Origin of the sequence: Pseudomonas sp. PDM20 (genome assembly GCF_014852575.3) — a bacterium.
GTDB lineage: Bacteria > Pseudomonadota > Gammaproteobacteria > Pseudomonadales > Pseudomonadaceae > Pseudomonas.
Map to the genome: position 1 here is coordinate 355823 of NZ_CM181224.1, position 24508 is coordinate 380330.

General features: G+C 67.4%; 24 protein-coding genes. 12 read left to right on the top strand and 12 right to left on the bottom strand.

Annotation, left to right across the window (positions count from 1 at the left end; genetic code table 11):
* From ubiH to IB261_RS01735, 4 genes are all read left to right on the top strand, one after another.
* Entirely contained in the window at positions 1-1185 is a 1185-nt protein-coding gene (ubiH, locus tag IB261_RS01720) for a 2-octaprenyl-6-methoxyphenyl hydroxylase (protein ID WP_192383368.1), read from the top strand.
* A 4-nt stretch (positions 1186-1189) separates the two neighbouring features.
* A complete protein-coding gene (locus tag IB261_RS01725; RefSeq protein WP_081519533.1) occupies positions 1190-1672 on the top strand; it encodes a DUF4442 domain-containing protein in 483 nt (160 codons plus the stop codon).
* A 50-nt stretch (positions 1673-1722) separates the two neighbouring features.
* Positions 1723-2940: a 2-octaprenyl-3-methyl-6-methoxy-1,4-benzoquinol hydroxylase gene (locus IB261_RS01730; RefSeq protein WP_192383367.1), complete on the top strand. Its 1218-nt coding sequence runs from the start codon at positions 1723-1725 to the stop codon at positions 2938-2940.
* A gap of 120 nt (positions 2941-3060) precedes the next feature.
* Positions 3061-4062, top strand: a complete 1002-nt coding sequence (locus IB261_RS01735) for a Fe(3+) ABC transporter substrate-binding protein (protein ID WP_081519535.1) — start codon at positions 3061-3063, stop codon at positions 4060-4062.
* 15 nt (positions 4063-4077) lie between these two features.
* Here IB261_RS01735 and IB261_RS01740 read toward each other — a convergent pair whose 3' ends face one another.
* Positions 4078-4416, bottom strand: coding sequence for a hypothetical protein (locus IB261_RS01740; RefSeq protein WP_081519536.1), 339 nt, complete (start codon positions 4414-4416; stop codon positions 4078-4080).
* A 173-nt stretch (positions 4417-4589) separates the two neighbouring features.
* Here IB261_RS01740 and IB261_RS01745 point away from each other — a divergent pair, with 173 nt between their 5' ends.
* From IB261_RS01745 to gcvP, 4 genes are all read left to right on the top strand, one after another.
* Positions 4590-6209, top strand: a complete 1620-nt coding sequence (locus tag IB261_RS01745; protein WP_192383366.1) for an ABC transporter permease — start codon at positions 4590-4592, stop codon at positions 6207-6209.
* A 112-nt stretch (positions 6210-6321) separates the two neighbouring features.
* Positions 6322-7404: a glycine cleavage system aminomethyltransferase GcvT gene (gene gcvT, locus IB261_RS01750; protein ID WP_192225509.1), complete on the top strand. Its 1083-nt coding sequence runs from the start codon at positions 6322-6324 to the stop codon at positions 7402-7404.
* Between the two features lie 67 nt (positions 7405-7471).
* Positions 7472-7861, top strand: coding sequence for a glycine cleavage system protein GcvH (gcvH, locus tag IB261_RS01755; protein WP_045213109.1), 390 nt, complete (start codon positions 7472-7474; stop codon positions 7859-7861).
* A 76-nt stretch (positions 7862-7937) separates the two neighbouring features.
* On the top strand, positions 7938-10814 hold the full coding sequence (gcvP, locus tag IB261_RS01760) for an aminomethyl-transferring glycine dehydrogenase (protein ID WP_192383365.1): 2877 nt from the start codon (positions 7938-7940) through the stop codon (positions 10812-10814).
* A 385-nt stretch (positions 10815-11199) separates the two neighbouring features.
* Here the strand turns inward: gcvP and IB261_RS01765 are convergent, their stop codons facing one another.
* From IB261_RS01765 to IB261_RS01800, 8 genes are all read right to left on the bottom strand, one after another.
* Entirely contained in the window at positions 11200-11676 is a 477-nt protein-coding gene (locus IB261_RS01765) for a BRO-N domain-containing protein (RefSeq protein ID WP_192225507.1), read from the bottom strand.
* Between the two features lie 541 nt (positions 11677-12217).
* Positions 12218-12439 (bottom strand): hypothetical protein, encoded by a 222-nt coding sequence (locus IB261_RS01770; RefSeq protein WP_081519540.1) that lies wholly within the window; start codon positions 12437-12439, stop codon positions 12218-12220.
* Between the two features lie 95 nt (positions 12440-12534).
* On the bottom strand, positions 12535-12861 hold the full coding sequence (locus tag IB261_RS01775; RefSeq protein ID WP_151189024.1) for a DUF2388 domain-containing protein: 327 nt from the start codon (positions 12859-12861) through the stop codon (positions 12535-12537).
* 111 nt (positions 12862-12972) lie between these two features.
* Positions 12973-13290, bottom strand: a complete 318-nt coding sequence (locus IB261_RS01780; RefSeq protein WP_192383364.1) for a DUF2388 domain-containing protein — start codon at positions 13288-13290, stop codon at positions 12973-12975.
* A 121-nt stretch (positions 13291-13411) separates the two neighbouring features.
* On the bottom strand, positions 13412-15829 hold the full coding sequence (locus tag IB261_RS01785; RefSeq protein ID WP_192383363.1) for a multiheme c-type cytochrome: 2418 nt from the start codon (positions 15827-15829) through the stop codon (positions 13412-13414).
* A gap of 111 nt (positions 15830-15940) precedes the next feature.
* On the bottom strand, positions 15941-17221 hold the full coding sequence (locus IB261_RS01790; RefSeq protein ID WP_192383362.1) for a cytochrome c: 1281 nt from the start codon (positions 17219-17221) through the stop codon (positions 15941-15943).
* A complete protein-coding gene (locus IB261_RS01795) occupies positions 17218-18807 on the bottom strand; it encodes a GMC family oxidoreductase (RefSeq protein WP_192383361.1) in 1590 nt (529 codons plus the stop codon). Before IB261_RS01795 ends, IB261_RS01790 begins: the two co-directional genes overlap by 4 nt.
* A 2-nt stretch (positions 18808-18809) precedes the next feature.
* A complete protein-coding gene (locus IB261_RS01800; protein ID WP_081519544.1) occupies positions 18810-19316 on the bottom strand; it encodes a sugar dehydrogenase complex small subunit in 507 nt (168 codons plus the stop codon).
* A 210-nt stretch (positions 19317-19526) separates the two neighbouring features.
* Between IB261_RS01800 and IB261_RS01805 the strand changes: the two genes are divergently transcribed.
* From IB261_RS01805 to IB261_RS01815, 3 genes are all read left to right on the top strand, one after another.
* Positions 19527-20321, top strand: a complete 795-nt coding sequence (locus IB261_RS01805) for a thymidylate synthase (RefSeq protein WP_045213093.1) — start codon at positions 19527-19529, stop codon at positions 20319-20321.
* A 261-nt stretch (positions 20322-20582) separates the two neighbouring features.
* Entirely contained in the window at positions 20583-21740 is a 1158-nt protein-coding gene (locus IB261_RS01810; protein WP_192383360.1) for an iron-containing alcohol dehydrogenase, read from the top strand.
* 7 nt (positions 21741-21747) lie between these two features.
* A complete protein-coding gene (locus tag IB261_RS01815) occupies positions 21748-22182 on the top strand; it encodes an acyl-CoA thioesterase (protein ID WP_192383359.1) in 435 nt (144 codons plus the stop codon).
* A gap of 18 nt (positions 22183-22200) precedes the next feature.
* Here IB261_RS01815 and IB261_RS01820 read toward each other — a convergent pair whose 3' ends face one another.
* Positions 22201-22566 carry a hypothetical protein gene (locus IB261_RS01820; RefSeq protein WP_192383358.1) on the bottom strand — a complete coding sequence of 122 codons (366 nt, stop codon included), beginning with the start codon at positions 22564-22566 and terminating at the stop codon, positions 22201-22203.
* Between the two features lie 274 nt (positions 22567-22840).
* Between IB261_RS01820 and IB261_RS01825 the strand changes: the two genes are divergently transcribed.
* The gene (locus IB261_RS01825; protein WP_318653083.1) at positions 22841-23380 is read left to right on the top strand and encodes a DUF2087 domain-containing protein; all 540 of its coding nucleotides are present in this window, start codon (positions 22841-22843) and stop codon (positions 23378-23380) included.
* A 59-nt stretch (positions 23381-23439) separates the two neighbouring features.
* Here the strand turns inward: IB261_RS01825 and IB261_RS01830 are convergent, their stop codons facing one another.
* Together IB261_RS01830 and IB261_RS01835 are read right to left on the bottom strand one after the other, a co-directional pair.
* Positions 23440-23877 (bottom strand): YMGG-like glycine zipper-containing protein, encoded by a 438-nt coding sequence (locus tag IB261_RS01830; protein WP_081519549.1) that lies wholly within the window; start codon positions 23875-23877, stop codon positions 23440-23442.
* Between the two features lie 121 nt (positions 23878-23998).
* Positions 23999-24502, bottom strand: a complete 504-nt coding sequence (locus IB261_RS01835) for a YMGG-like glycine zipper-containing protein (RefSeq protein WP_081519550.1) — start codon at positions 24500-24502, stop codon at positions 23999-24001.
* Between the last annotated feature and the right edge of the window lie 6 nt (positions 24503-24508).

Here is a 24508-nt window from a genome sequence, read left to right on the forward strand (position 1 = left end):
ATGCAACGTACGCAACTGGCCATCATCGGTGGCGGACTCGTCGGCGCAAGCCTTGCACTGATCCTCCAGGCCGGCGCCCGCGCGCGTGGCTGGCAGATCGTGCTGATCGAGCCCTTCGCCCCCGGCGATGCCTACCAGCCCAGCTATGACGCGCGTTCCTCGGCGCTGTCCTTCGGCAGCCGGCAGATCTACGAGCGCCTGGGGCTCTGGCAACAGATATCGCAGCGCGCCGAACCCATCACCCAGATCCACGTCTCCGACCGCGGCCGCTTCGGCGCCGCGCGCCTGACGGCGGTGGAAGAGGGCGTTCCCGCTCTCGGCTACGTGGTGGAGAACGCCTGGCTCGGCCAGTGCCTGTGGCATGCGCTCGATCCGGAAGTGGTGAGCTGGCGCTGCCCGGCCGAAGTGCGCCGGATGGATGCACTGGGCGACGGCTACCGCCTGACCCTGGACGACGACTCGCAGCTCGACTGCGACCTCGCCGTGCTGGCCGACGGCGGCCGCTCCGGGCTGCGCGAGCAGCTGGGCATCAACGTGCGCTCCTCGTCCTACGGGCAGACCGCGCTGATCGCCAACATCAGCCCGTCCGAGGCCCATCGCGGGCAGGCCTTCGAACGCTTCACCGAAAACGGCCCGCTGGCCCTGCTGCCGCTACCGGAAAACCGCTGCGCGCTGGTCTGGACCCGTAACGGCCGTGACGCCGAGCGCCTGCGCGAGCTGTCCGACGCGGCCTTCCTGGCCGAACTGCAGGACGCCTTTGGCTATCGCCTGGGCACCTTGCGCCAGGTTGGCGTGCGCTATGGCTACCCGCTGAGCCTGACCGAGGCCGACGAGCAGATTCGCCCGCACCTCGTCGTGCTGGGCAATGCCGCCCACAGCCTGCACCCGATTGCCGGGCAGGGCTTCAACCTGTCGCTGCGCGATGCCAAGGCCCTGGGCGATTGCCTGTTGCAGGAAGAGGCCGCGCCGGGCTATTTCGCCGTGCTGCAGCGCTACCTGGATGGCCAGCGCCTGGACCAGCAGATGACTGTCGGTTTCTCCGACCGCGTCACCCGCCTGTTCTCCAATGCCCAGCCGTTGCTGGCCACCGGCCGCAACATCGGCCTGCTCGGCCTCGACCTGCTGCCACCGGCCAAGCGCTGGTTCGCCCGCCAGGCCATGGGCCTGGGCGCCCGACCGGTCTGAGTCGATGCAAGCACGCAAGAGTCCGCACCGCGCCCGCCTGCTGCGCATTGGCCTGAACCTCTACCCGCCTTACCTCGGCGCCGGAGTGCGAGTGCGCCACATCAGCGCGGATTTCCGCGAGATCCGCGTGAAGATGGGCCTGAACCTGTTCAACCGCAATTACGTCGGCACGCAGTTCGGCGGCAGCCTGTACAGCATGACCGACCCGTTCTTCATGCTGATGCTGATGGAGAACCTGGGGCGCGACTACATCGTCTGGGACAAGGCTGCCAACATCGAATTCGTCAGCCCCGGCAAAGGGCCGGTGTATGCCGATTTCCGTATCGACCAGCACCTGCTCGACGACATCCGCGAGCAGACCGCCACGGGCGAGAAATACCTGCCGCGCCTGCACGCCGAAGTGCGTGACGGCGAAGGCACCCTGGTGGCGCGGGTGCAGAAGACCCTGTACGTCCGGCTCAAGCCGCGCGCGCGGCAGGCCGCTTGAATTTCGATGCCCGCGCAGGTGCTGCGCGGGCCGCTGAAGAAGGAACGCACATGCACGCGGATCTGGTTATCGTCGGGGCGGGAATGGTCGGCAGCGCGCTGGCCCTGGCCCTGGAAGGCAGCGGGCTGGATATCCTGCTGCTCGACGGCTCGCCGCTGAGCGTCAAGCCGTTCGACCGCGAAGCGCCCTTCGAACCGCGCGTCAGTGCGCTGTCCGAGGCCAGCCGGCGCATCCTCCAGCGCCTGCACGCCTGGGACGGCATCGCCGCACGGCGCGCCGAGCCCTACTGCGAGATGCAGGTGTGGGACGGCTCGGGGACCGGGCAGATCCACTTCAGCGCCGCCAGCGTGCATGCCGAGATGCTCGGCCACATCGTCGAAAACCGCGTGGTACAGGACGCCCTGCTGGAGCGTCTGCATGAATCCGCCCTCGGCCTGCTGCCCAATGCGCGCCTGGAGCAGCTGCGCCACTCCGGCGACGACTGGCTGCTGAGCCTTTCCGACGGCCGCGAAATCCGTACACCCCTGGTAGTCGCCGCCGACGGCGCCAACTCCGCGGTACGCCGCCTGGCCGGCTGCGCCACCCGCGAGTGGGATTACCTGCACCACGCCATCGTCACCAGCGTGCGCTGCGAGAAGCCGCACCAGGCCACCGCCTGGCAGCGTTTCACCGACGACGGCCCGCTGGCCTTTCTGCCGCTGGCGAAAGAGGGCGACGCACACTGGTGCTCGATCGTCTGGTCGACCACCCCGGAGCAGGCGGAAAAGCTCATGGCGCTGGACGACGAAGGCTTCTGCAAGGCTCTGGGCCTCGCCTTCGAGCAGCGCCTGGGCGCCATCGAGCATGCCGACCGCCGCCTGTGCATCCCGCTGCGCCAGCGCCACGCCAAGCGCTACGTGGAGCCGGGGCTGGTGCTGATCGGCGACGCCGCGCACACCATCCACCCGCTGGCCGGGCAGGGCGTGAACCTGGGCTTCCTGGATGCCGCGGTGCTCGCCGAGGTGATCGAGCATGCCCACGCCCGTGGCGAGAACATTGCCGAGGAACGTGTGCTGAGCCGCTACGAACGTCGCCGTATGCCGCACAACCTGGCGATGATGGCGGCGATGGAAGGCTTCCAGCGCCTGTTCCAGGCCGACCCGCTGGCGGTGCGCTGGCTGCGCAACGCCGGGCTGCGCCTGGTGGACAAGCACCATGAGGCCAAGGGCGTGTTCGTGCGCCAGGCGCTGGGGCTGTCGGGGGACTTGCCGAATCTGGCGCGGGTGTGATCAGGGCGCCCGCGACCCCAGACCGCACCCCATCGAAACACCCCGACACAAACGCGCGGCTCGTTAGCAAATGAGGTTCCTTATCATTTGAGGGATATCTTTCCCGTAAAGGACACGCCCATGCTCGCGCGCAAAGGTCTTCTCGCCACCCTCCTGCTGGCCGCCCTCGGTAGCACCGCCCAGGCCGCCGACGAAGTGGTGGTCTACTCCTCGCGCATCGACGAGCTGATCAAGCCGGTGTTCGACGCCTACACCGAGAAGACCGGGGTGAAGATCAAGTTCATCACTGACAAGGAAGCGCCGCTGATGGCGCGGATCAAGGCCGAAGGCGCCAATACCCCGGCCGACCTGCTGCTCACCGTGGATGCCGGGAACCTCTGGCAGGCCGAGAAGATGGGCATCCTGCAGCCTTTCGATTCGCCGACCCTGGATGCCAACATCCCGCCGCAGTATCGCTCCGGCACCGACAGCTGGACCGGCCTGTCGCTGCGCGCACGGACCATCGCCTATTCGACCCAGCGGGTGAAGCCCGAGGAACTGTCGACCTACGAAGAGCTGGCCGATGCGAAGTGGGAAGGCCGCCTGTGCCTGCGCACCGCGAAGAAGGTCTACAACCAGTCGTTGACCGCGACCCTGATCGAGACCCATGGCGCCGAAAAGACCGAGGAAATCCTCAAGGGCTGGGTGAACAACCTGGCGACCGACGTGTTCTCCGACGACAACGCGCTGCTGCAGGCCATCGCCGCCGGCCAGTGCGACGTCGGCATCGTCAACACCTACTACTACGGCCGTATGCACAAGGACAATCCGCAGCTGCCGGTGAAGCTGTTCTGGCCGAACCAGGGCGACCGTGGCGTGCACGTCAACCTGTCGGGCATCGGCCTGACCAAGCATGCGCCGCACCCGGAAGCCGCGAAGAAGCTGGTGGAGTGGATGACCGGGCCGGACGCCCAGTCGCTGTTCGCCGGCATCAACCAGGAATTCCCGGCCAACCCGAAAGTGGCGCCGTCGCAGGAAGTGGCGGCCTGGGGTGAGTTCAAGGCCGACAGCATCCCGGTGGAAATCGCCGGCAAGCGTCAGGCCGAAGCGATCAAGCTGATGGATCGCGCCGGCTGGAACTGACCGGAATCCGGCGCCTCAACGGGCGCCGGCATCGTCCGAATGGCTGACGGAGAGTGCCTTGCCCTCACCGCTCAGCAGGCAGATGAATTCGCCGTCGGACTGCTCGCCCCGACGCAGTTGCGCGACCAGCCGCTTGCTCGCCGTCTGACCGTCGACCGAGCCTTCATAAGCTTCCTCGCGGATCGAGCCCGGCTCGATCCAGGTCTGCTGCCAGCGCTCCTGCAGCTGCGGGTCCGCGGCGACCTTGCCGATGGCCATGGCCAGGCAGGATTCGACAGGGGTGGGTTCGTCGGCCAGGGCCAGGCTGCAGAGCGGCAACAGCAGCAGGCCGGACAGGCGGCAGAGTGACGACATGGGACTTTTTCCTTGGGGACGGCGGTGGCAGAGTGGCCGATTCGACCGCTGTACCTTGCGCTTTATCCCTGCCAGGTGAGGATCGGGCGAATTCGATTTCAATGAGGGAAATTTCCGACGGCAGCCCGGCGGCACTTCCCACGACCCCCTGATGTTCTGGAAACACCCAACGCATGCGCGCCAACCGCTGGTACCCCATCACTTTCGCCGTCGCCGCCCTGGTCCTGCTGCCCATCAGCGTCCTGCTGCTGAGCTGGGCCCAGATCGACCGCGAAATCTGGTCGCACCTGTGGGAAACCCAGATGACGCGCCTGCTGGGCAATACCCTGGTGCTGGTGGCCGGCGTGGGCGTTGGCGTGAGCGTGCTGGGCGTCAGCCTGGCCTGGCTCACCAGCCTCTGCGAATTCCCCGGCCGGCGCTGGCTGGACTGGGCGCTGATGTTGCCCTTCGCGGTGCCTGCCTATGTGCTGGCGTTTGTCTTCGTCGGTCTGCTGGACTTCTCCGGCCCCGTGCAGACGCTGCTGCGCGAGTGGTTCGGCAGCGGCCTGCGGCTGCCGCGCGTACGCTCCACCGGCGGCGTGATCACGGTGCTGGTGCTGGTCTTCTATCCGTATGTCTACCTGCTCGCGCGAACCGCCTTCCTTGCCCAGGGACGCGGGCTCATGGAAGCGGCGCGGGTGCTCGGGTTGTCGCCGCTGGCGGCCTTCTGGCGCGTCGCCCTGCCGATGGCCCGGCCGGCCATCGGCGCCGGGCTGGCGCTGGCGATCATGGAGACCCTGGCGGATTTCGGCACTGTGTCGGTGTTCAACTTCGATACCTTCACCACTGCTGTCTACAAGACCTGGTACGGCTTCTACAGTCTCTCCAGCGCCACCCAGCTGGCCAGCCTGCTGTTGCTGTTCGTCATGCTGGTGCTGCTCGGCGAGCGCTACAGCCGTGGCCGCAGCGGCGTGCCCAACGAGCGTCCGCGCGGCGCGGCGCTGTACCGGCTGCACGGCTGGAAGGCCTTCGCCGCCAGCGCCTGGTGCCTGCTGGTGTTCGCCTGCGCCTTCGTCATCCCGGTGCTGCAGCTGGTGGTCTGGGTCTGGCAGAAGGGCCGCTTCGACCTCGATGAGCGCTACTGGGGCCTGATCCTGCACAGCCTCTACCTGGGCGGCTTCGCGGCGGTGCTGACGGTGGCCGTGGCGCTGCTGCTGGCTTTCGCCCGGCGCCTGTCGCCGACGCCGGCGGTGCGCTCGGCGGTGGGTATTTCCAACCTCGGCTATGCGCTGCCCGGCTCGGTGCTGGCGGTGGCGATCATGCTGGCCTTCAGCTGGCTGGACAATCACGCGGTGATCCCGCTCTCCGGCGCCCTGGGCGGCGCCGGCAAGCCGCTGCTGCTGGGCAGTCTCGGGGCGTTGCTGGTGGCCTACCTGATCCGTTTCATGGCGGTGGCCTACAACCCGCTGGAAGGCGCGCTCGCCAGGATTCGCCCGTCGCTACCGGAAGCGTCCCGCAGCCTGGGTGTCGGCGGCGCCGGCCTGTTCCTGCGCGTCTATCTGCCGCTGCTGCTGCCGGGTGCGCTGAGCGCTGCGCTGCTGGTGTTCGTCGACGTGCTCAAGGAGATGCCGGCGACCTTGCTCATGCGCCCGTTCGGCTGGGACACCCTGGCCGTGCGCGTCTTCGAGATGACCAGCGAGGGCGAGTGGGCGCGCGCCGCGCTGCCTGCGCTGACGCTGGTGCTGGTGGGCCTGTTCCCGGTGATCGGCCTGATCCGTCGCTCCGCGCGCCAGAGCGGTTCTTCGCGGCCCTGAGAATCGGCCGTCGGACAAGCTGTCCAGAGTCCTGCCATGCGACTACAATGCGCGCGTTTCGTGCGGGCCGTACTCGCGCTCCGCACCCGCCTCGCCCGGAAGGAGAACACCCATGGGACAGCGCACGCCGCTCTATGATTTGCACGTCGCCCTCGGCGCCAAGATCGTCGATTTCGGCGGTTGGGACATGCCGTTGCACTACGGTTCGCAAGTCGAAGAGCACCACCAGGTACGTCGCGATTGCGGCGTGTTCGACGTTTCCCACATGACCGTGGTCGACGTCACCGGTCCGCAGGCCAAGGAATACCTGCAGCGACTCCTGGCCAACGACGTCGAACGACTGCAGGTTCCGGGCAAGGCGCTGTACAGCGGCATGCTCAACGAACGCGGCGGGGTGGTCGACGACCTGATCGTCTACCTCGGCGTGTACGGCTATCGCGTGGTGGTCAACGCCTCCACCCGCGACAAGGACATGGCCTGGATGCAGGCCCACACCGAAGGCTTCGACGTCACCCTGACCGAGCGCGCGGACCTCGCGATGCTCGCCGTGCAGGGCCCCAACGCCCGCGACAAGACCGCCGAACTGGTCACCCCCTCGCGCGCCGCGCTGATCCGCGAACTCAAGCCCTTCCAGGGCAAGGCCGACGGTGACTGGTTCATCGCCCGCACCGGCTATACCGGCGAAGACGGCCTGGAAATCATGCTGCCGGCCGTTGAGGCGCAAGGCTTCCTCAACGACCTGGTCGGCGCCGGTATCTCCCCGGCGGGCCTGGGCGCACGCGATACCCTGCGCCTGGAAGCCGGGATGAACCTCTACGGCCAGGACATGGACGAAGACGTCACCCCGCTGGCCGCCAACATGGGCTGGACCATTGCCTGGGAACCCGAAGACCGCGACTTCATCGGCCGCAAAGCCCTGGAAGCGCAGAAGGCTGCCGGTGATGCGCCCAAGCTGGTCGGCCTGGTGCTGGAGGAGCGCGGCGTGCTGCGCGCCCACCAGGTGGTTCGCGTTGCCGGCGTCGGCGACGGCGAGATCACCAGCGGAAGTTTCTCCCCCACGCTCGGCAAGTCCATCGCCCTGGCCCGCGTGCCGGCGGCCACCGGCGACCGCGCCGAAGTGGAAATCCGTGGCAAGTGGTACCCGGTTCGCGTCGTTCAGCCGAATTTCGTGCGTCATGGCAAAGCCCTGATCTAAATTGCATGATCTAACTTAGAAGAGGGCGGCATCGCCGCCCGTCGCCCAGTCCTCGAGGAACAACAAGATGAGCAATATCCCCGCCGACCTGCGTTACGCCGCCAGCCACGAGTGGGCGCGCCTGGAAGCCGACGGTACCGTGACCGTGGGCATCTCCGACCATGCTCAGGAAGCCCTGGGCGACGTGGTCTTCGTCGAACTGCCGGAAGTGGGCAAGACCCTCGCCGCCGGCCAGGAAGCCGGTGTCGTCGAGTCGGTGAAAGCCGCTTCGGACATCTACGCCCCGGTGGGCGGCGAAGTCATCGCCGTCAACGACGTGCTGGCCGACACCCCCGAAGAAGTGAACAACGACCCGTACGGTTCCTGGTTCTTCAAGCTCAAGCCGAGCAACCCGGCCGAGCTGGACAAGCTCCTCGACGCCGCCGGCTACCGCGCTGCCAGCGACGCCGACGCGTAAGACACTGCTGTAAACACAGGCCTCGACTCGTCGGGGCCTGTTCTTTTTTACGGACCGACCTTTCGAGACCGTGGCCATGTCGAACACCCCTTCGCTTTCCCAGCTGCACCAGCCTGATGCCTTCCTCGCCCGCCACCTGGGCCCCGACGCCGCCGAGCAGCAAGCCATGCTCGATACCCTCGGGCTCGGCAACCGCGACGACCTGATCGTGCAGACGGTGCCGCCGGCGATTCGCCTGAACCGGCCGCTGGACCTGCCGACCGCCCTCGACGAACAGGGCGCGCTGGCCAAGCTGAAGGGCTATGCGGGCAAGAACGAGCTGTGGACCAGCCTGATCGGCACCGGCTACTACGGCACCCTGACCCCGACGGTGATCCTGCGCAACGTGCTGGAGAACCCGGGCTGGTACACCGCCTACACCCCGTACCAGCCGGAGATCGCCCAGGGTCGTCTCGAATCCCTGCTGAACTTCCAGCAGATGACCATCGACCTCACCGGCCTGGACCTCGCCAGCGCCTCGCTGCTCGACGAGGCCACCGCCGCCGCCGAAGCGATGGCCCTGGCCAAGCGCGTGGCCAAGGCCAAGAGCAACCTGTTCTTCGTAGACGTGCATTGCCACCCGCAGACCATCTCCGTGGTGCAGACCCGTGCCGAAGCCTTCGGCTTCGACGTGGTGGTCGACGAGGTGGACAACCTCGGCCAGCACACTGTGTTCGGCGCGCTGCTGCAGTATCCGGACACCCGTGGCGAAATCCGTGACCTGCGCGCGGTGATCGACGCGCTGCACGCGCAACAGGCCATCGCCTGCGTCGCCAGCGACCTGCTCGCGCTGCTGCTGCTCACCCCGCCGGGCGAGCTGGGCGCCGACGTGGTCCTGGGCAGCGCCCAGCGCTTTGGCGTGCCCATGGGCTACGGCGGCCCGCACGCGGCGTTCTTCGCCTGCCGCGACGATTACAAGCGCGCCATGCCGGGCCGCATCATCGGTGTGTCCAAGGACGCCCGTGGTAACACCGCGCTGCGTATGGCACTGCAGACCCGCGAGCAGCACATCCGTCGCGAGAAGGCCAACTCCAACGTCTGCACCTCGCAGGTGCTGCTGGCCAACATCGCCAGCCTGTACGCCGTCTACCACGGCCCGCAGGGCCTCAAGCGCATCGCCCAGCGCGTGCACCGGCTGACCTCCGTGCTGGCTGCCGGCCTGACCGCCAAGGGCGTGAAGGTCGTCAACCAGCACTTCTTCGACACCCTGACCCTGGACGTCGGCGCCCAGCAGCAGGCCATCGTCGAGCGCGCCCGCGCCGCCCGCGTGAACCTGCGCATCGTCGGCGAAGACCGCCTGGGCGTGAGCCTGGACGAAACCAGCAGCGCCGACACCCTCGCCAGCCTGTTCGACATTGTCCTCGGTGCCGGCCACGGCCTGGACGTCGCCCAGCTCGACGCCGGCAAGGTTGCCGACGGCATCCCCGCCGCCCTGCAGCGCAGCAGCGACTACCTGAACCATCCGGTGTTCAACCGCCATCACAGCGAAACCGAGATGCTGCGCTACTTGCGCCAGCTCGAGGGCAAGGATCTGGCGCTGAACCAGTCGATGATCCCGCTGGGCTCCTGCACCATGAAGCTCAACGCCACCAGCGAGATGATCCCGATCACCTGGCCGGAGTTCGCCAGCCTTCACCCCTTCGTGCCGCGCGAGCAGGCAGAGGGCTACCGCCTGATGATCGAGGAGCTGGAAAGCTGGCTGTGCGCGATCACCGGCTTCGACGCCATCTGCATGCAGCCCAACTCCGGCGCCCAGGGCGAGTACGCCGGCCTGCTGGCGATCCGCAAGTACCACGAGAGCCGTGACGATGCGCACCGCAACATCTGCCTGATCCCGTCCTCGGCCCACGGCACCAACCCGGCCTCGGCGATCATGGCGAGCATGCGCGTGGTCATCGTCGAGTGCGACAAGGGCGGCAATGTCGACCTGGAGGACCTCAAGCGCAAGGCGGCCGAAGCCGGCGAGCAGCTGTCCTGCCTGATGATCACCTACCCGTCGACCCACGGCGTGTACGAGGAAGGCATCCGCGAAATCTGCGAGGTCATCCACAGCCACGGCGGCCAGGTCTACATGGACGGCGCCAACCTCAACGCCCAGGTCGGCCTGGCGCGCCCGGCGGACATCGGCGCCGACGTGTCGCACATGAACCTGCACAAGACCTTCTGCATTCCCCACGGCGGTGGCGGCCCGGGCATGGGCCCGATCGGCGTGAAGAAGCACCTCGCGCCCTTCGTCGCCAACCACCCGGTGATCCGCATCGAAGGTCCGAACCCGCTGAACGGCGCTGTCAGCGCCGCGCCCTGGGGCAGCGCGAGCATCCTGCCGATCAGCTGGATGTACATCGCCATGATGGGCCCGCAGCTGGCCGACGCCACCGAAGTGGCGATCCTCAATGCCAACTACCTGGCCCAGCAGCTCGATGGCGCCTTCCCGGTGCTCTACCGTGGCCGCAACGAGCGCGTCGCCCACGAGTGCATCCTCGACCTGCGCCCGCTCAAGGCGCAGACCGGGATCAGCGAGGAAGACGTGGCCAAGCGTCTGATGGACTACGGCTTCCACGCGCCGACCATGTCCTTCCCGGTGCCCGGCACGCTGATGGTGGAGCCCACCGAGAGCGAGTCCAAGCACGAGCTGGACCGCTTCATCGAGGCGATGCTGTCGATCCGTGCGGAAATCGCCAAGGTCGAGACCGGCGAATGGCCGGCCGAGGACAACCCGCTCAAGCGCGCGCCGCACACCCTGGCGGACGTCACCGGGCTGTGGGACCGCCCCTACCAGATCGCCGAAGCGGTGACCCCGACCGAGCACACCCGCGCCTTCAAGTACTGGCCGGCGGTGAACCGCGTGGACAACGTCTACGGCGACCGCAACCTGTTCTGTGCCTGCGTGCCGGTGGATGACTACCGCGAGTGATCAGTGCGCCGAAGTGAACGTGCGCTGAACTGAAAAAGCCGCCTTCGGGCGGCTTTTTCATTGGGCTTTCCCCAGGAGCGAGCTTGCTCGCGAATGGAGTTCCCGGCGGCGCAGGCGCTGGGCGGGTTCGCGAGCAATAACGAAGGCGTCCCCCTCGCTCCTACGCGACGGGGCAGGTCGAAGCGAATCCCAGAGCCGTAGGGCGGATAACCCGGAACGGGTAATCCGCCGGAAGCGCCACGGCGGATAACGCTGGCGCGTTATGCGCCCTACCAGAGCCTGCCGAGGGCACGACGTAGGATGGTGTGGAGCGCAGCGATACCCATCAGCTTCCGTGCGCCGACAGCATGGGTATCGCTACGCTCCACCCATCCTACAAAGCGGGTCAGGTGCGCAGGTGGCTTTCCATCAGGCCAATGGCGTCGCGCCAACGCAGCCAGAGGTTGCCCTGCCAGTCCATCACCGGCAGCGCCTCGCCGAGCAACTGCTGCATCCGGCGGCGCGGCAGGCGGGCGTCGTGGTTGAACTGGTCACGCAGGGTGGGCACCACTTCGTTGGTCAGCCACTGGCGCAGGCTGCGGTTCTCCGGGTGGTAGCAGTAGACCAGCAGCAGGGCATAGAGGCCGCTTTCACTGATCAGCAGTTCCGGCTGGGAGTAGCCAGCGAGGCGCTCATGGCGGTGCTGGTCGCCGTCCAGGCGCTTGAGGAAGGGCCCGGTGATCTTGTAGCTGAGCAGCTTGCCGAGGTCCCGCGCTACGAACCACGCCTGCTGCTCGATCAGCAGGGCACGTAGCTGGCGGTTATAGCGGATGAAGGAAGTCGGGATCAGGCCGTCATCGGCCGGGGAAATCGAAAGGTTCATGCTGGAGCTCCTTGCTGAATCAAGAAGCCGCCGCCCGAAACTGCCGAAGGAGGGAGGCGGACCGTGCAAGGGTAGAAAACCGGCTCTAGTTACCAAAGACCGGCCGGACCGAAGTCCGCCTCGCACGGCCGCCATAGACAGCAAAGCGAACCCGGCACCGAAGTGGTGCCGGATTGCCCCTGCTATTGCGACAGTAACTAGAAGTCAGGTTTCTACGCCTGGCCACGATGACGCTGTGGCAGGGCGAAACGCTAAGCAGTGGGCTCGTAGGACCGCAACGCCGCGGCAGTGTAGGGGGCTTCCCAAGCATCCCGCAGCGGCATTACCGCATCGGTGGCGTGGCTTTCAGGAACTGCGAGGCTGTCGGGTATTTCCGCGCGAAAACCCTTGCGCCGAGCTTCCCTGTAGGAGCGCGCCATGCGCGCGATCGCGGGCGTGGCCCGCTCCTACAGGTTGAATCCGCTGCGTGCCGTTCGACGGCGCAACGTGGCGCTCGCGGCAGGCGCGTTTTCGAGAGGGGCGCTGGTGCCTGCGGCGGGACTCAGGGCTTGAGCTGCAAGCGGCCGATCAGGCGGATCAGGAACACGAACAGCAGGATCATCAGTACGTTGCTGAGCATGCCGATCAGGTTGTAGACGGCCGAGGGTAGCAGCGAGTAAATCTCGAGGCCAACCACGCTGAGCAGGCGGCTGAGCAGCCAGAAACCTTCACTGACGATCAGCAGGATCAGGGTGATCTTCAACGGCTGGATGGGATCGTTCATGGGACACTCCGTGTCGTAGGCGGAGTGTCAGTAGAACACAGCCCGCACCACTTGGCGTGGCCCGCGGCGAGCGCCATGGGCCACGCCGGTGGGTGTCACTGGGCGGGTGCGTCATCGCGGCGGACGAGGATGGCGTTGGCCAGTTCCATGTCGCTGTGGTCCTGCAGCGCGGCGTCGTCGCTGCGCAGGCGGGTGAGGGCGGCTTCCAGGTAGGGGCCGCGGATGGCGCCGTCACTGGCGACGAAGGCGCTCGCATCGTCCTGCGCGGCGACGATCAGCTTGTCGTGCTTGAAGGTCAGGTAGGTCGACGCCGTGGTGGCGCCGGACGAGATGACGTCGCGCCAGAAGTCGCCGTCGGCCATGGCCGAGGCAACGGGCAGGGCGATCAGGGCAAAGGCCGTGGCCAGTTTCGCGGTACGCATCGGGTACACCTCCGCAAGGTCCGTGTACAGGTGAGAGGCGCGGCGACTGGCGGGAGTTCCAACTTTCCGGCGACGGCCTGCGCGAGTGGTCGCTCGCGCAGGCCGTTTCGATCAGCGCTGGGCGGCGAGGATTGCCGAGGCCAGCTCGGTATCGCTGGCTTGCGCCAGGGCAGGGTCGGCGCTGCGCATCTGCTGCAGCGTGGCTTCCAGGTAGGGGCCACGGATGGCGCCATCGGTGGCGATGAAGCTGGCGGCGTCGTCCTGGGCCGGGCCGATCAGCTTGTGGTCGTCACGGCTGGTCAGGTAGCTCGAGGCGGTGGTGGCGCCGGAGGTCAGGACCGAGCGCCAGAAGTCGCGATCTTCGGCCATGGCACAGGTGAGGGGGAGCAGGGTGAGGGCTACGACAGCAGGGACAGAACGGCGACGCATGATGGTTCCTTGAGTGATTGCGCGCCACTCAGAGCATCGGAATATTCCGCGGTTCCATCCTGTCGTCGGAAATGTCTGTCGTCGGAGCTGCCGGTCTTCAGCGCTATCTGTCGCCGGACGATCACTCGCGCTTGAGCGAGGGGTCGTCCGGGTTCTGCTGCTCCAGCTCTGCCGTAAGTTGCTGCACCTTCTGGAACTGCCCGGACTCACGCAGGTAGTCGAGCAGCACCAGGCGTGCCGCGCGGTTGGCCGGGTGTTTCTGCAGCAGGATCTCCAGCTCGTGGCTGGCGCCGTCGGCATCCCCGCTGTCATGCAGGGCAATGGCCAGGACATAGCGGAGCTGGTCGTCGTCCGGGGCCAGGCGTACTGCTTCGCGCAGCTCTTTCAGGGCCTGCGGGCGTTGCCCCTGGCGGATCAGGGCGAGGCCGTTGACGTGGTGCAGCAGCCCGGATGCCGGGTTCTGTCGCAGGGCTTCGTCGAGCAGCTGGCGAGCGTCCGCCTGGCGCCCGTTGGCCTCCAGCCACTGGATCAGGGTGACCGTGGCCGGCAGGAATGCCGGGTTGCGGGCAATGGCGGCGCGCAGGGCGGGCTCCACCTTTTCCGGCCGGTTGGTGCGCTGGTAGAGCATGGCGAGGTTGAGGTTCGCCTCGGCGCGTTCGCTCAGGTCGTTCTGCACCGCCTCGTATTCGCCCAGGCCTTTGTCCAGCGCGGCGTCGAGACCGGAGCGGGCCTGTGGTGGCAGCTGCGCCAGTTGCCAGGCGGCGGCGATGCGGACGGCGCGGATCGGATCGGACAGCAGCGGCGCCAGCAGGGTCGGCAGCACCATGGCCTGCTGCGGGCCGTTGGCGAGCGGCAGGAGCACGTTGATGGCGGCGGTACGTACCTGCGGGTCGGCATCCTTCAGGGCCAGCGCGGCCAGTTCCAGCGAACGCTGGCTGGGATAGCTGGGCAGCTCGGCGATCAGCGTGGCGCGGCGGATCGCCGGCAGGCTGGCGTCGGCCAGCAGCAGATGCAGGGCGCGGGAGGCACCGGGCTTGCCATTTCGGGCTTTCCACAGGGTGTCGTCATAGCGCGGGACGGGATTGCTGGAGGCGTTGGCCTTGGCCGGCAGTTCACTGGCGTACCACTGGCGGAACTGGTCGCTGATCTTCTTCGCCGGGGTGTCCTTGTGGCAGGCCAGGCAGGCATCCGGTGCGCCGATGTGCCGCGCATGCGCCGGGTTGGGCAAGGTGAAGCCATGGTCGTGGCGGTAGTCGTTGACCATGTAGTAGCGCCCCGGCATGTGGCAGGACGTGCACTGCGCGCCAGGGGTGCCGGGCTGGTGGTGGGTGTGCTCGGGGGAGTCGTAGTTCTTCGCCTGCAGGCCCTTGCCGTCGATCTGCGGACGCACTGCCTTGCCGGCGGTGTTGTGGCACTGCAGGCAGACGCCGTTGCCCGGCGCTTTCAGCTCGCCGCTGTGGGGGTTGTGGCAGTCGGTACACTGCACGCCTTTGGCGAACATCTTGCTCTGGGTGAAGGAGCCCCACTCGAAGACCTCGTCCTTGATCTTGCCGTCGATCTCGTAGAGCTCGCGGGTCAGGGTGCTGGGCAGGTAGTCGTCCATGAAACGGTGGCTGTTCTGGTAGCCGTCGCCCAGTGGCGCGCGGCGGGCGTGGCAGCGTGCGCAGGTCTCGACGATGGTGCTCTGGCTGGCGTTCTGCAGCGGCACATCGAAGCCCCTGGCGGCGTTGCCGTCGGGCTTCTGTGCCCATTCCAGGTGCTTGGACGCCGGGCCGTGGCAGGCCTGGCAGCCGACGCCAAGGCTGTTCCAGTGGCTGGCGAAGCTGTCGGTCTTCGCATCGTAGTTGCGCTTGAAACCGGTGGTGTGGCACTCGACGCACATGAAGTTGGCGTTCTGCGCGGGGCGGGTCCAGTGCAGCTCGTCCTTGAAGTCGATGCGCTGGCCTGGCATCAGCTGGAACCACTGGTGCTTGCGGCTATCCCAGGCGACGCCGAGGGCCTGCAGGCGGCCACCCGGATACGCCAGCAGATACTGCTGCAGCGGTTCGAAGCCGAAGGTGTAGGCGACCTTGAAATCCGCCGGCTTGCCGTCGGCGCCGGGGGTGTTGACCCAGTACTCGCCGTCCTTGCGGAAGAAGCGGCTGGTCTCGGTCTCGCCCTTGAAGGTGACATTGGCGAAGTCGCCCAAGACGTTGCCTTCGGTTGCCGGTTTCATCGCCTGCTGGTGATGGGAGCCCTGCCAGTCCTTGATCTGCGACTGGTGGCAGCCGCTGCAGGTGGCTTCATCCACCAGCGTCGCGGTTTGTGCCGCCGGTGTCGGCGCAGCGGGCTTCGCCGTGCTGGCCGGAATCGCTGGGTGGCCGCTGGGCAGTTGGACGCCGTTGTCCTGTTCGACCCAGATCCACGCCCCGATGGTAGCCAGGAGCAGTGCCCCGACGACGACGGCGAGCCAGGCGCGACGCAATCCTTCGGGCTGCGCGGCGGCGGGAGCGGGGGCAGAGACGGTGCGAGGCTTCTTGGTCTTGTGGCGCATGGACATCCGTTGTTCCGCGGCAACTCCGTGGGTACAGGAGCTTCCGCGAGCCGGTGGGAGCTGTCAACGCGGGCGGGCCTCATTTCTGGTGGCTGGCGGCCCGCCACTACGTCGGGGTCAGGGCTGGCGAATCTCGGCGACCCTTGCGCTATCGACCTTCACATCGGGATTGCCGAACTGCGCGGTCAGGTAGTTCACCAGGGTGGCGATCTGCTCGTCGTTCAGCGTGCCGGCAAAGCCGGGCATGAACACGTCGTCATTGCCCACCTTGCGATGCACGCCGCCGAGCACCACCTGCACCAGGTTGTCCGGCTGCAGGGCACCCACCGCGCTGTTTTTCAGCAGCATCGGGTAGTAGCCGTCCTTCACCCCCTCGCCGCTCCAGGAATGGCAGCTGGCGCAGTTGCCCAGGTAGAGGCGCGCGCCGTCATCGTGCTTTTGCGCAGCGAAGTCCTGGCCGCGCAGGGTGACCAGATCGTCCGCCGGTTGGCCCCAGGCGAAGCGCGCCTTGCGTTCGCCATCGCTGACCTCCGGAACACTGCGCAGGTAGCTGGCGATGGCCTGCAGGTCGGCGTCGGTCATGTACTGGAAGCTGTGCTCCACCGCCTCCGCCATGGGGCCGGCGGCCTGCGCCTTTCCCGGTACGCGACCGGTCTTGAGGTACTGCACGATCTCCGCGTCGCTCCAGCCGCCGATGCCGCTGTGGGTGTCGGGGGTGATGTTGAAGGCATACCAGCCGCCAAGTGCCGCGCCGGCGAGGAAGCCGGTGCCGCGTTCGTCCGTGGCCTTCTCCTGGAACGCCAAGCCTCGCGGCGTGTGGCAGGTGCCGCAGTGGGCCAGGCCCTGGACCAGATAGGCGCCACGGTTCCAGGCCGGGCTCTGCTTCGGGTTGTTCTGGTAGATCGCATCGTCGTGGAATAGCAGGTTCCAGATCGCCAGCGGCCAGCGCATGTCCAGCGGCCAGGTGATGTCGGAATCCTGGTTGGGCTGCGCGACCGCCTGTACGCCGCCTTCGAGGAACCAGGCGTAGAGCGCCTTCATGTCCTCGTCGGTGATCTTCGAATAGGCGGTGTAGGGCATCGCCGGATAGAGCCGCGTGCCGCCCTTGGCCACGCCTTCGCGCACGGCACGGGCGAAGTCGTCGTAGCTGTAGCTGCCGATGCCGGTCTTCGGGTCGGGGGTGATGTTGGTGGAGTACACCGCACCCAGTGGCGTGGCCAGCGGCAGGCCGCCGGCGAAGGGCTTGCCGCCCGGCGCGGTGTGGCAGGCCGCGCAGTCGCCGGCGCGGGCGAGGTATTCGCCACGTTGCAGCAACTCCGCCGGCGCCGGGTCGAGGGCCTTGGCGGCATGGGTGGCCAGCGGTGTGGCCAGCAGGGCGAGCAGCAGGAGAGGTTTCATGCCTTGGTCTCCCGCTTCAGGTGCTCGGCCAGGCGCAGGGCCAGGGCGGCGATGGTCAGGGTGCAGTTCACCGAGCCGACGGTGGGCATCACGCCGCTGCTGGCGATGAACAGGTTGGGGTGGTCGTGGCTGCGGCACTGGGCATCCACTACCGAGTCCTTCGGGTCCGCGCCCATCAGCACGGTGCCGGTGATGTGGTTGTTGTTGGCGAAGCTGTCGTCGTACCTGACCTCCTCGCCGCCCAGCAGCTTGGCCGCGTGGGCGTACACCTCGCGGGTGTGCACCGCGCTCTTGCGCACGTAGTCGTCCATCGCATAGGTGAACTCGGGCTTGGGGATGCCCGCCGCGTCGCGCTCGGTGGCGCTGGGCACGATGCGGTTCTGCGGGTGTGGGAGGATTTCGTGGAAGCTGTCGAAGCGCACGAAACGCGCGGCGCGGTCGCGGATCTTCGCCTCCAGGTCATGGCCCAGCAGCAGCGGCCCGTGGCGGATCAGTTCGGCGGCCACCTGGTCGGTGCGCGAGAGGTTGGACAGGTGGATCTTCTTCGACGCGTACTCGCTGCGGAAGGCGCCGTCGCGGAAGCCCACCATGGAGGTCATCTCCTGCGGCCCACGCCCAGGCCAGAGCTTCTCGTCGGCGTAGAACTGCACGGCGGTTCCGGGGTGGTCCATGAGGTTGCGGCCGACCATGTCCGAGCTGTTGCCAACCGCGGACATCAGCATCAGCTTGGGCGTCTCGATGCCGTTGGCGGCGAGGATGAAGGTGTCGGCTTCGACCCGCACTTCGTTGCCCTGCGGGTCCTTGTACAGCGCTGCGACTATCTGGCCGCCGTCGCCTTTCTCCAGCTTGAACACCACCGCGTTGTCGATCAGCCGCGCGCCAGCGGCCTCGGCCTTTTCGACGTGGACGATGCCGTTGTACATGGCGCCGATGGGGCAGATCGGCATGCAGTTGTTGTTGCCGCAGCAGGTCGGCCGGCCATCGTAGGGGCGGCTGTTGCGCGCCACCGGCTCGGTGACCACGCGGTAGCCGTTGGCGTTGAGCAAGGTCTTGATGCGCTGCTCGTTCCACGACAATGGCAGCGGCGGCATCGGGTAGGGTTGGCTGCGGGGCGAGTCGAGCTCTTCATCGCCGGGGCCCCAGACGCCCAGTTCCTCCTCGGCGCGTTGGTACCAGGGCTCCAGCTCTGCGTACTCGATGGGCCAGTCGCGGCCCACGCCGTAGAGGCTGAGCAGCTTGAAGTCGTTGGGCAGGAAGCGCCAGGCGGACGCCGCCCAGTGCCAGGTGGTGCCGCCCACGGCGCGGATGTACTGCACGTCGTAGGGGTGTTCGCCCTTCTGGATGAGGTAGTGGTTGTCCGGCTTGAACTGCGGATGCGGCGCGTGCGCGCTGGACGGGTAGGGCGCCTGGTTGTCGGATTTGTCCGCCTGGTTGCGGAAGCGCTCGACGATCTCCCAGCGGCCCATGCGCGGGCCGGCTTCGAGGATCAGCACGTCCTTGCCGGCCAGCGCCAGCTGATGGGCGACCAGGGCGCCGGCCACTCCGGAGCCGACCACCACGAAATCCGCGCGTTGCGTCTCGGCCATGCTCATGCCCCCCGCTCGGTAGGCTGCGCTGCCCAGAAGCCCGGCTTGTTCGGGCAGTAGCTGCGGATCACCAGCACGTCGTCCACCGCACGGAACATCAGCGCCTGCTCGTAGGTGACGACCGTGGCGCTGGTGTCATCGCCGACCTGCCCCAGGTACCAGCCGCCGAGGATCTGCCGGGCCAGCCACTGCTGGCGCTCGTTCCAGCTGTCCGGGGCGTCGCCCAGGCGCTCGAGCAGCTCGGCCAGGCTCTGCTTGAGCGCGGTGTCGCGCTGCGCCAGGGCCTGGAACAGGCGCTGGCCGATGCGCGGGTCGAGGTTGCTGCGCCCGGTGAGGCGCTGGGATAGGGTCATGAAGCTTTCCAGCTCCTTCTCGGCCTGAGGCGTCAGCGCGGCCCAGGTGCGCGCGGCGGGGCTGAGCAGCACACCGCCGAGGGCGGCACTGGCGCAGGCCACCGCCAGCAGGCGGCGACGAGAAAGGGGGAAGGCGGGCAGCTGTGCCTCGGACATGACGACCTCTCTTGCAACAGGCGAACGGTTGGGGAGCGCGGTCTGTCGCCGCTTGAATCGGGTATTGGTCGGCCAGGGTGGCGATACCTTGCCCAGGCCCTTAGTATTGCCGCTTGTTCAGATTCTGCCGGGCGATTGCTCCTGCCGGCGGCCCACCCCGGAGCCGCGCCGCAGAGCCTCACCGACCGGCTTTTGGGTGAAACCGCAGCGATGAAACAGTACCTCGACCTCATGCGCCACGTGCGCGAACACGGCACCTTCAAGAGCGACCGCACCGGCACCGGCACCTACAGCGTGTTCGGCCACCAGATGCGTTTCGACCTCGCCGAAGGCTTCCCGCTGGTGACCACCAAGAAGTGCCACCTCAAATCGATCGTCCATGAGCTGCTGTGGTTCCTCAAAGGTTCGACCAACATCGCCTACCTGAAGGAAAACGGCGTTTCGATCTGGGACGAGTGGGCCGACGAAAACGGCGACCTGGGCCCGGTCTACGGCTACCAGTGGCGCTCCTGGCCGGCGCCGGACGGTCGCCACATCGACCAGATCGCCAACCTGATGCAGATGCTGAAGAACAACCCGGATTCGCGCCGCCTGATCGTCTCCGCGTGGAACCCCGCGCTGATCGACGAAATGGCCCTGCCGCCGTGCCACGCGCTGTTCCAGTTCTATGTGGCCGACGGCAAGCTCAGCTGCCAGCTGTACCAGCGTTCGGCCGACATCTTCCTCGGCGTGCCCTTCAACATCGCCAGCTACGCGCTGCTGACCCTGATGGTCGCGCAGGTCGCCGGGCTGCAGCCCGGCGAATTCATCTGGACCGGCGGCGACTGCCACCTGTACGCCAACCATCTGGAGCAGACCGACCTGCAGCTGACCCGCCAGCCGCTGCCGTTGCCCACCATGAAGATCAACCCCGAGGTGAAGGACCTGTTCGACTTCCGCTTCGAGGACTTCGAGCTGGTCGGCTACGAAGCTCACCCGCACATCAAGGCACCGGTCGCTGTCTGACCTGTCCTCGATGAAGAAAAGGCCGGCGCAATGCCGGCCTTTTTGTTTCTGCCCCGCCAAGAGTCAGTGAGATGCCCTTCGTAGGAGCGAGCTTGCTGGGCCCCGGTGATCCATGGCAAAACCATTCACTCGGTGAATAACTGTTTCGCCTGGCGGTACAAGGTTTCATGAGGCTGCGTCCCATTGCTATGCTCCCCCGGCTGGCCGCCGAACGGTGGCCTACGGATTTTCCGCACTACAACGACAAGACCGGGGACCGTCATGCAGCCTTTCAGCTTCGCCACCACCGCGCAGATCCTCTGCGAAAGTGGCTCCGCCGCCCGCCTGGGTGAACTCTGCCGCGAGCGCGGCGCCCAGCGCGTGCTCATCGTCACCGACCCCGGCATCACCCGCCTGAACATGCTCGACGGCGTGCTGCCAGGCTTCGCCGCCGCCGGCGTGGCAGTGGAAGTCTTCGACCAGGTGCTGGCCGACCCACCGGAAAGCATCGTGCTGGAAGCCTCTGACCAGGCGCGCCGGATGGCCGCGCAGCTGGTGGTCGGCTTCGGCGGCGGCAGCTCGATGGACGTTGCCAAGCTGGTGGCGTTGCTGGCGCACCCGCTGGCGACACAATGCCTGAAGGATGTCTTCGGCGTCGGCAACGCCCGTGGCCCGCGCCTGCCGCTGATCCAGGTGCCGACCACCGCCGGCACCGGCTCGGAAGTGACGCCGATCGCCATCGTCACCACCGGCGAGACCACCAAGATGGGCGTCGTCAGCCCCTACCTGCTGCCGGACCTGGCTGTGCTCGACGCCGACCTCACCCTCGGCCTGCCGTCAGCGGTCACCGCCGCCACCGGCATCGACGCCATGGTTCACGCCATCGAGGCGTACACCAGCAAGCTGAAGAAGAACCCGCTGTCCGACCTGCTGGCCCGCGAGGCCCTGCGCCTGCTGGCGCTGAACCTCGACGAAGCGGTGCACAACGGCCGCAACCGCGAGGCGCGCCAGGCCATGCTGCTGGGCGCGTGCCTGGCCGGGCAGGCCTTCGCCAACGCCCCGGTAGCCGCCGTGCACGCGCTGGCCTACCCGCTGGGCGGGCACTTCCATATTCCGCACGGCCTGAGCAATGCGCTGGTCCTGCCCGAGGTGATCCGCTTCAATGCGCCCAACGCCGGCCCGCTCTATGCCGAGCTGGCGCCGCTGCTGCTGGGCGAGCGCCTGCGCAGCGATGCCGACCGCACCGAGCAGTTCATTGCCGAGCTGGCCGACCTCAGCCCGCGCAGCGGCCTGCCGTCGCGCCTGCGCGATGCCGGCGTGCCGGAGGACAGCCTGCCGCGCCTGGCCGCCGATGCGATGTTGCAGCAGCGCCTGCTGGTGAATAATCCCCGCGAAGTCAGCGAGAGCGACGCGCTGGCCATCTACCGAGCCGCCTTCTGAGAACCCGATGAGCGAACAGCACCCCAGCCGCGCCGACTACGCGCACTTCCAGCCGATCACCACGCGCTGGCACGACAACGACATCTACGGCCACGTGAACAACGTGACCTACTACGGCTTCTTCGACACGGCGGTGAATACCTACCTGATCGAGCGCGGCGGCCTGGATATCCACGACGGCGACGTGGTGGGCTTCGTGGTCAGTTCGAGCTGCGACTACTTCGCGCCGGTGGCCTTCCCCGAGCGCATCGAGGTCGGCCTGCGGATCGGCAAGCTGGGCAACAGCTCGGTGCAGTACGAACTGGCGATCTTCCGCGAGGGCGATGAACTGGCCTGCGCGGCGGGCAAGTTCGTGCATGTGTTCGTGGATCGGGCGAGCAACCGGCCGGTGTCGATTCCGGCGCCGCTGCGCGAGGCGATGGAAGTGCTGGTTCGAGGCTGACCTCAAGGGGCGGACGTCTCACCAGCCCATCGGATAATGCTCGATGCGGCAGGGCCGGCTGTTGCCGTCGCCCTTGCAGATGCCGTCCAGGTACTGGTAGCGCATCCACACCCGTTGCCCGGCCGCAGGCCAGTGCTGGCGCGGGATGCGGCTCTGCCAGTCGGCGCTTTCCGGTTCGAAGGCGATGACCTCGCCCGGGCTCGGGCACTCGGTGCCCGCCGAGCGCGGCTTGGCCGAAGCGACCCGGCCTTCCAGCCCGCGCACGGGCAGCTTGAGCGCTCCGGTGATTTCCACTTCCAGCTGGCAGACCTGCCAGTCCCCGGCGTACGCGGGCTGCGCGGCGCAGAGCGTCAGCAGCAGTCCGGCGGCAGCAAGAGCTTTCACGAGTAACTCCTTGTCGGCAGTGATCCCTCCCCGGCAAGCCTATACCAGACTCGCGGGATGACACGGGGCTTGTCCCGGGCGGCGCGTCCGGCCTATGCTGGCGGCCGGTCGGCAGTTCACCCAGGCGTCGCCGCCTCCGTATGGAGAGCGCTAAACCTGCCGCGCGGTTCCCCGCATGTTTGACGATCCGACACACTTTCCCCAGTGCCGCATCGGAATGGCGACCCCCGATAACCTCCCGCGCGAGGTCTTGGCACGCAACGAGGATTGCACTGTGTCCAGGCAACGCTTGCCCTATCACGCCCCCGACATCTCCGCGCTGGCGAAATCGCTGGCGCGCCAGCTCGACGAATCGCCCGAGCGCCCCGGTCATGTCGAACTGCTCAACCTGCTCGCCCGCGCGGTGGGTTTCCGCAACTACCAGGCGCTGCGCGCCAGTCATCAGGCGCAGACGCGACTGGCCCGCGAAGCCGAGCCTGAAGCCGTGGTGGATTTTCGCCGCGTCGAGCAATGGCGGCGCTACTTCGATGACTCCGGCTGCCTGCAGCGCTGGCCGAAGAAGCACAGCCACCGCGAGGCGTGCCTCTGGGTGCTGTGGTCGCGACTGCCGGCACGGCAGCGCTGGAGCGAGAAGGAGCTCAACGAACGGCTGCGCGCCCAGGAATGTCTGGGCGACCACCTCCTGCTGCGAAGGGCGCTGGTGGACGGCGGTTGGCTCACGCGTACCCCGGATGGCGGTGAGTACCGGCGCGTCGAGCGACGTCCGCCGGCCGAGCTGGGCGCGCTGTTGTCCTGTTTGCCAGCCTGCGCCTGAAGCTGAAGGCCTGAACGAAAAAGCCCGCCAATAGGCGGGCTTTTTCACAAGGGCATCCGTCAGTCGTCGTGATGCTTGTGTTTGTGCTTGTAGTGGCCTTTGCCCTTGTGATGGCTCTTGCTGCCACTGTGGTGGTCATCGTCGTTATCGTCGGCCAGGTGGTTGCCCAGTGCGCCGCCGGCTGCACCACCCAGGCCCGCGCCGATGGCGCCGCCGGTGGAGCCACCGACCTTGTTGCCGATGACCGAGCCGCCGGCTGCGCCCAGGCCGCCGCCGATGGCCGCCTCGGTCTTGTTGCCGTTCTTCGCGCCCATCGCGCCGCCAGCCGCACCGCCTACGCCAGCACCGATGGCCGCACCGGTGGAGCCGCCCAGGGCGCCGCCGACCACGTTGCCGAGGGCGCCACCGATACCGCCGCCAATGGCGGTCTTGGTGTCATCGGCCACGGCGTGGCTGGCCAGCAGGGCCAGTGCCAGAACAGAAAGAGTCTTACGCATGTTGCGAACCTGAAAGTAGGAATTATCGGGAGAATTGTCCCGCACACAAAACAGCCGGGCAATCAGGCCCGGCTGTCAGTCGTCGTTTCCGTGGACTGATCGCGGTTAGAGCTACCGCGGGTCAATCCCAGTCGCGACGGTGGTGCTTGTGCTTGTACCAGCCACGATGGCGACCGTTGTCGTGCCAGCGGCGATCATAGTGGCGATGGTCGTCGTAACGGGCACGACGGTAGCCGTGACGGTAATCGTCATCATCGTCGTCGCGGTTGTTGTCGGCGTAGTGGTTGCCCAGTGCGCCGCCGGCGCCGCCACCCAGGGCCGCACCGATCAGGCCGCCGGTGGTACCACCCATCTTGTTGCCGATCACCTGGCCGCCGGCAGCGCCCAGGCCGCCACCGATGGCGGCTTCTGTCTTGTTGCCGTGGCGGGCACCGACCGCGCCACCGGCCGCACCGCCCAGACCACTACCAATGGCGGCGCCGGTGCTGCCACCGACCGACTGGCCGATGACCGAACCCAATACCCCGCCCAGGGCGCCACCGACGCCGGCACGGGTGTCGCCGTCCGCGTAGGCGGTGCCACCGACCAGCGCAAGAGACAACAGGAGCATCGAGGAGTACTTCATAGAGAG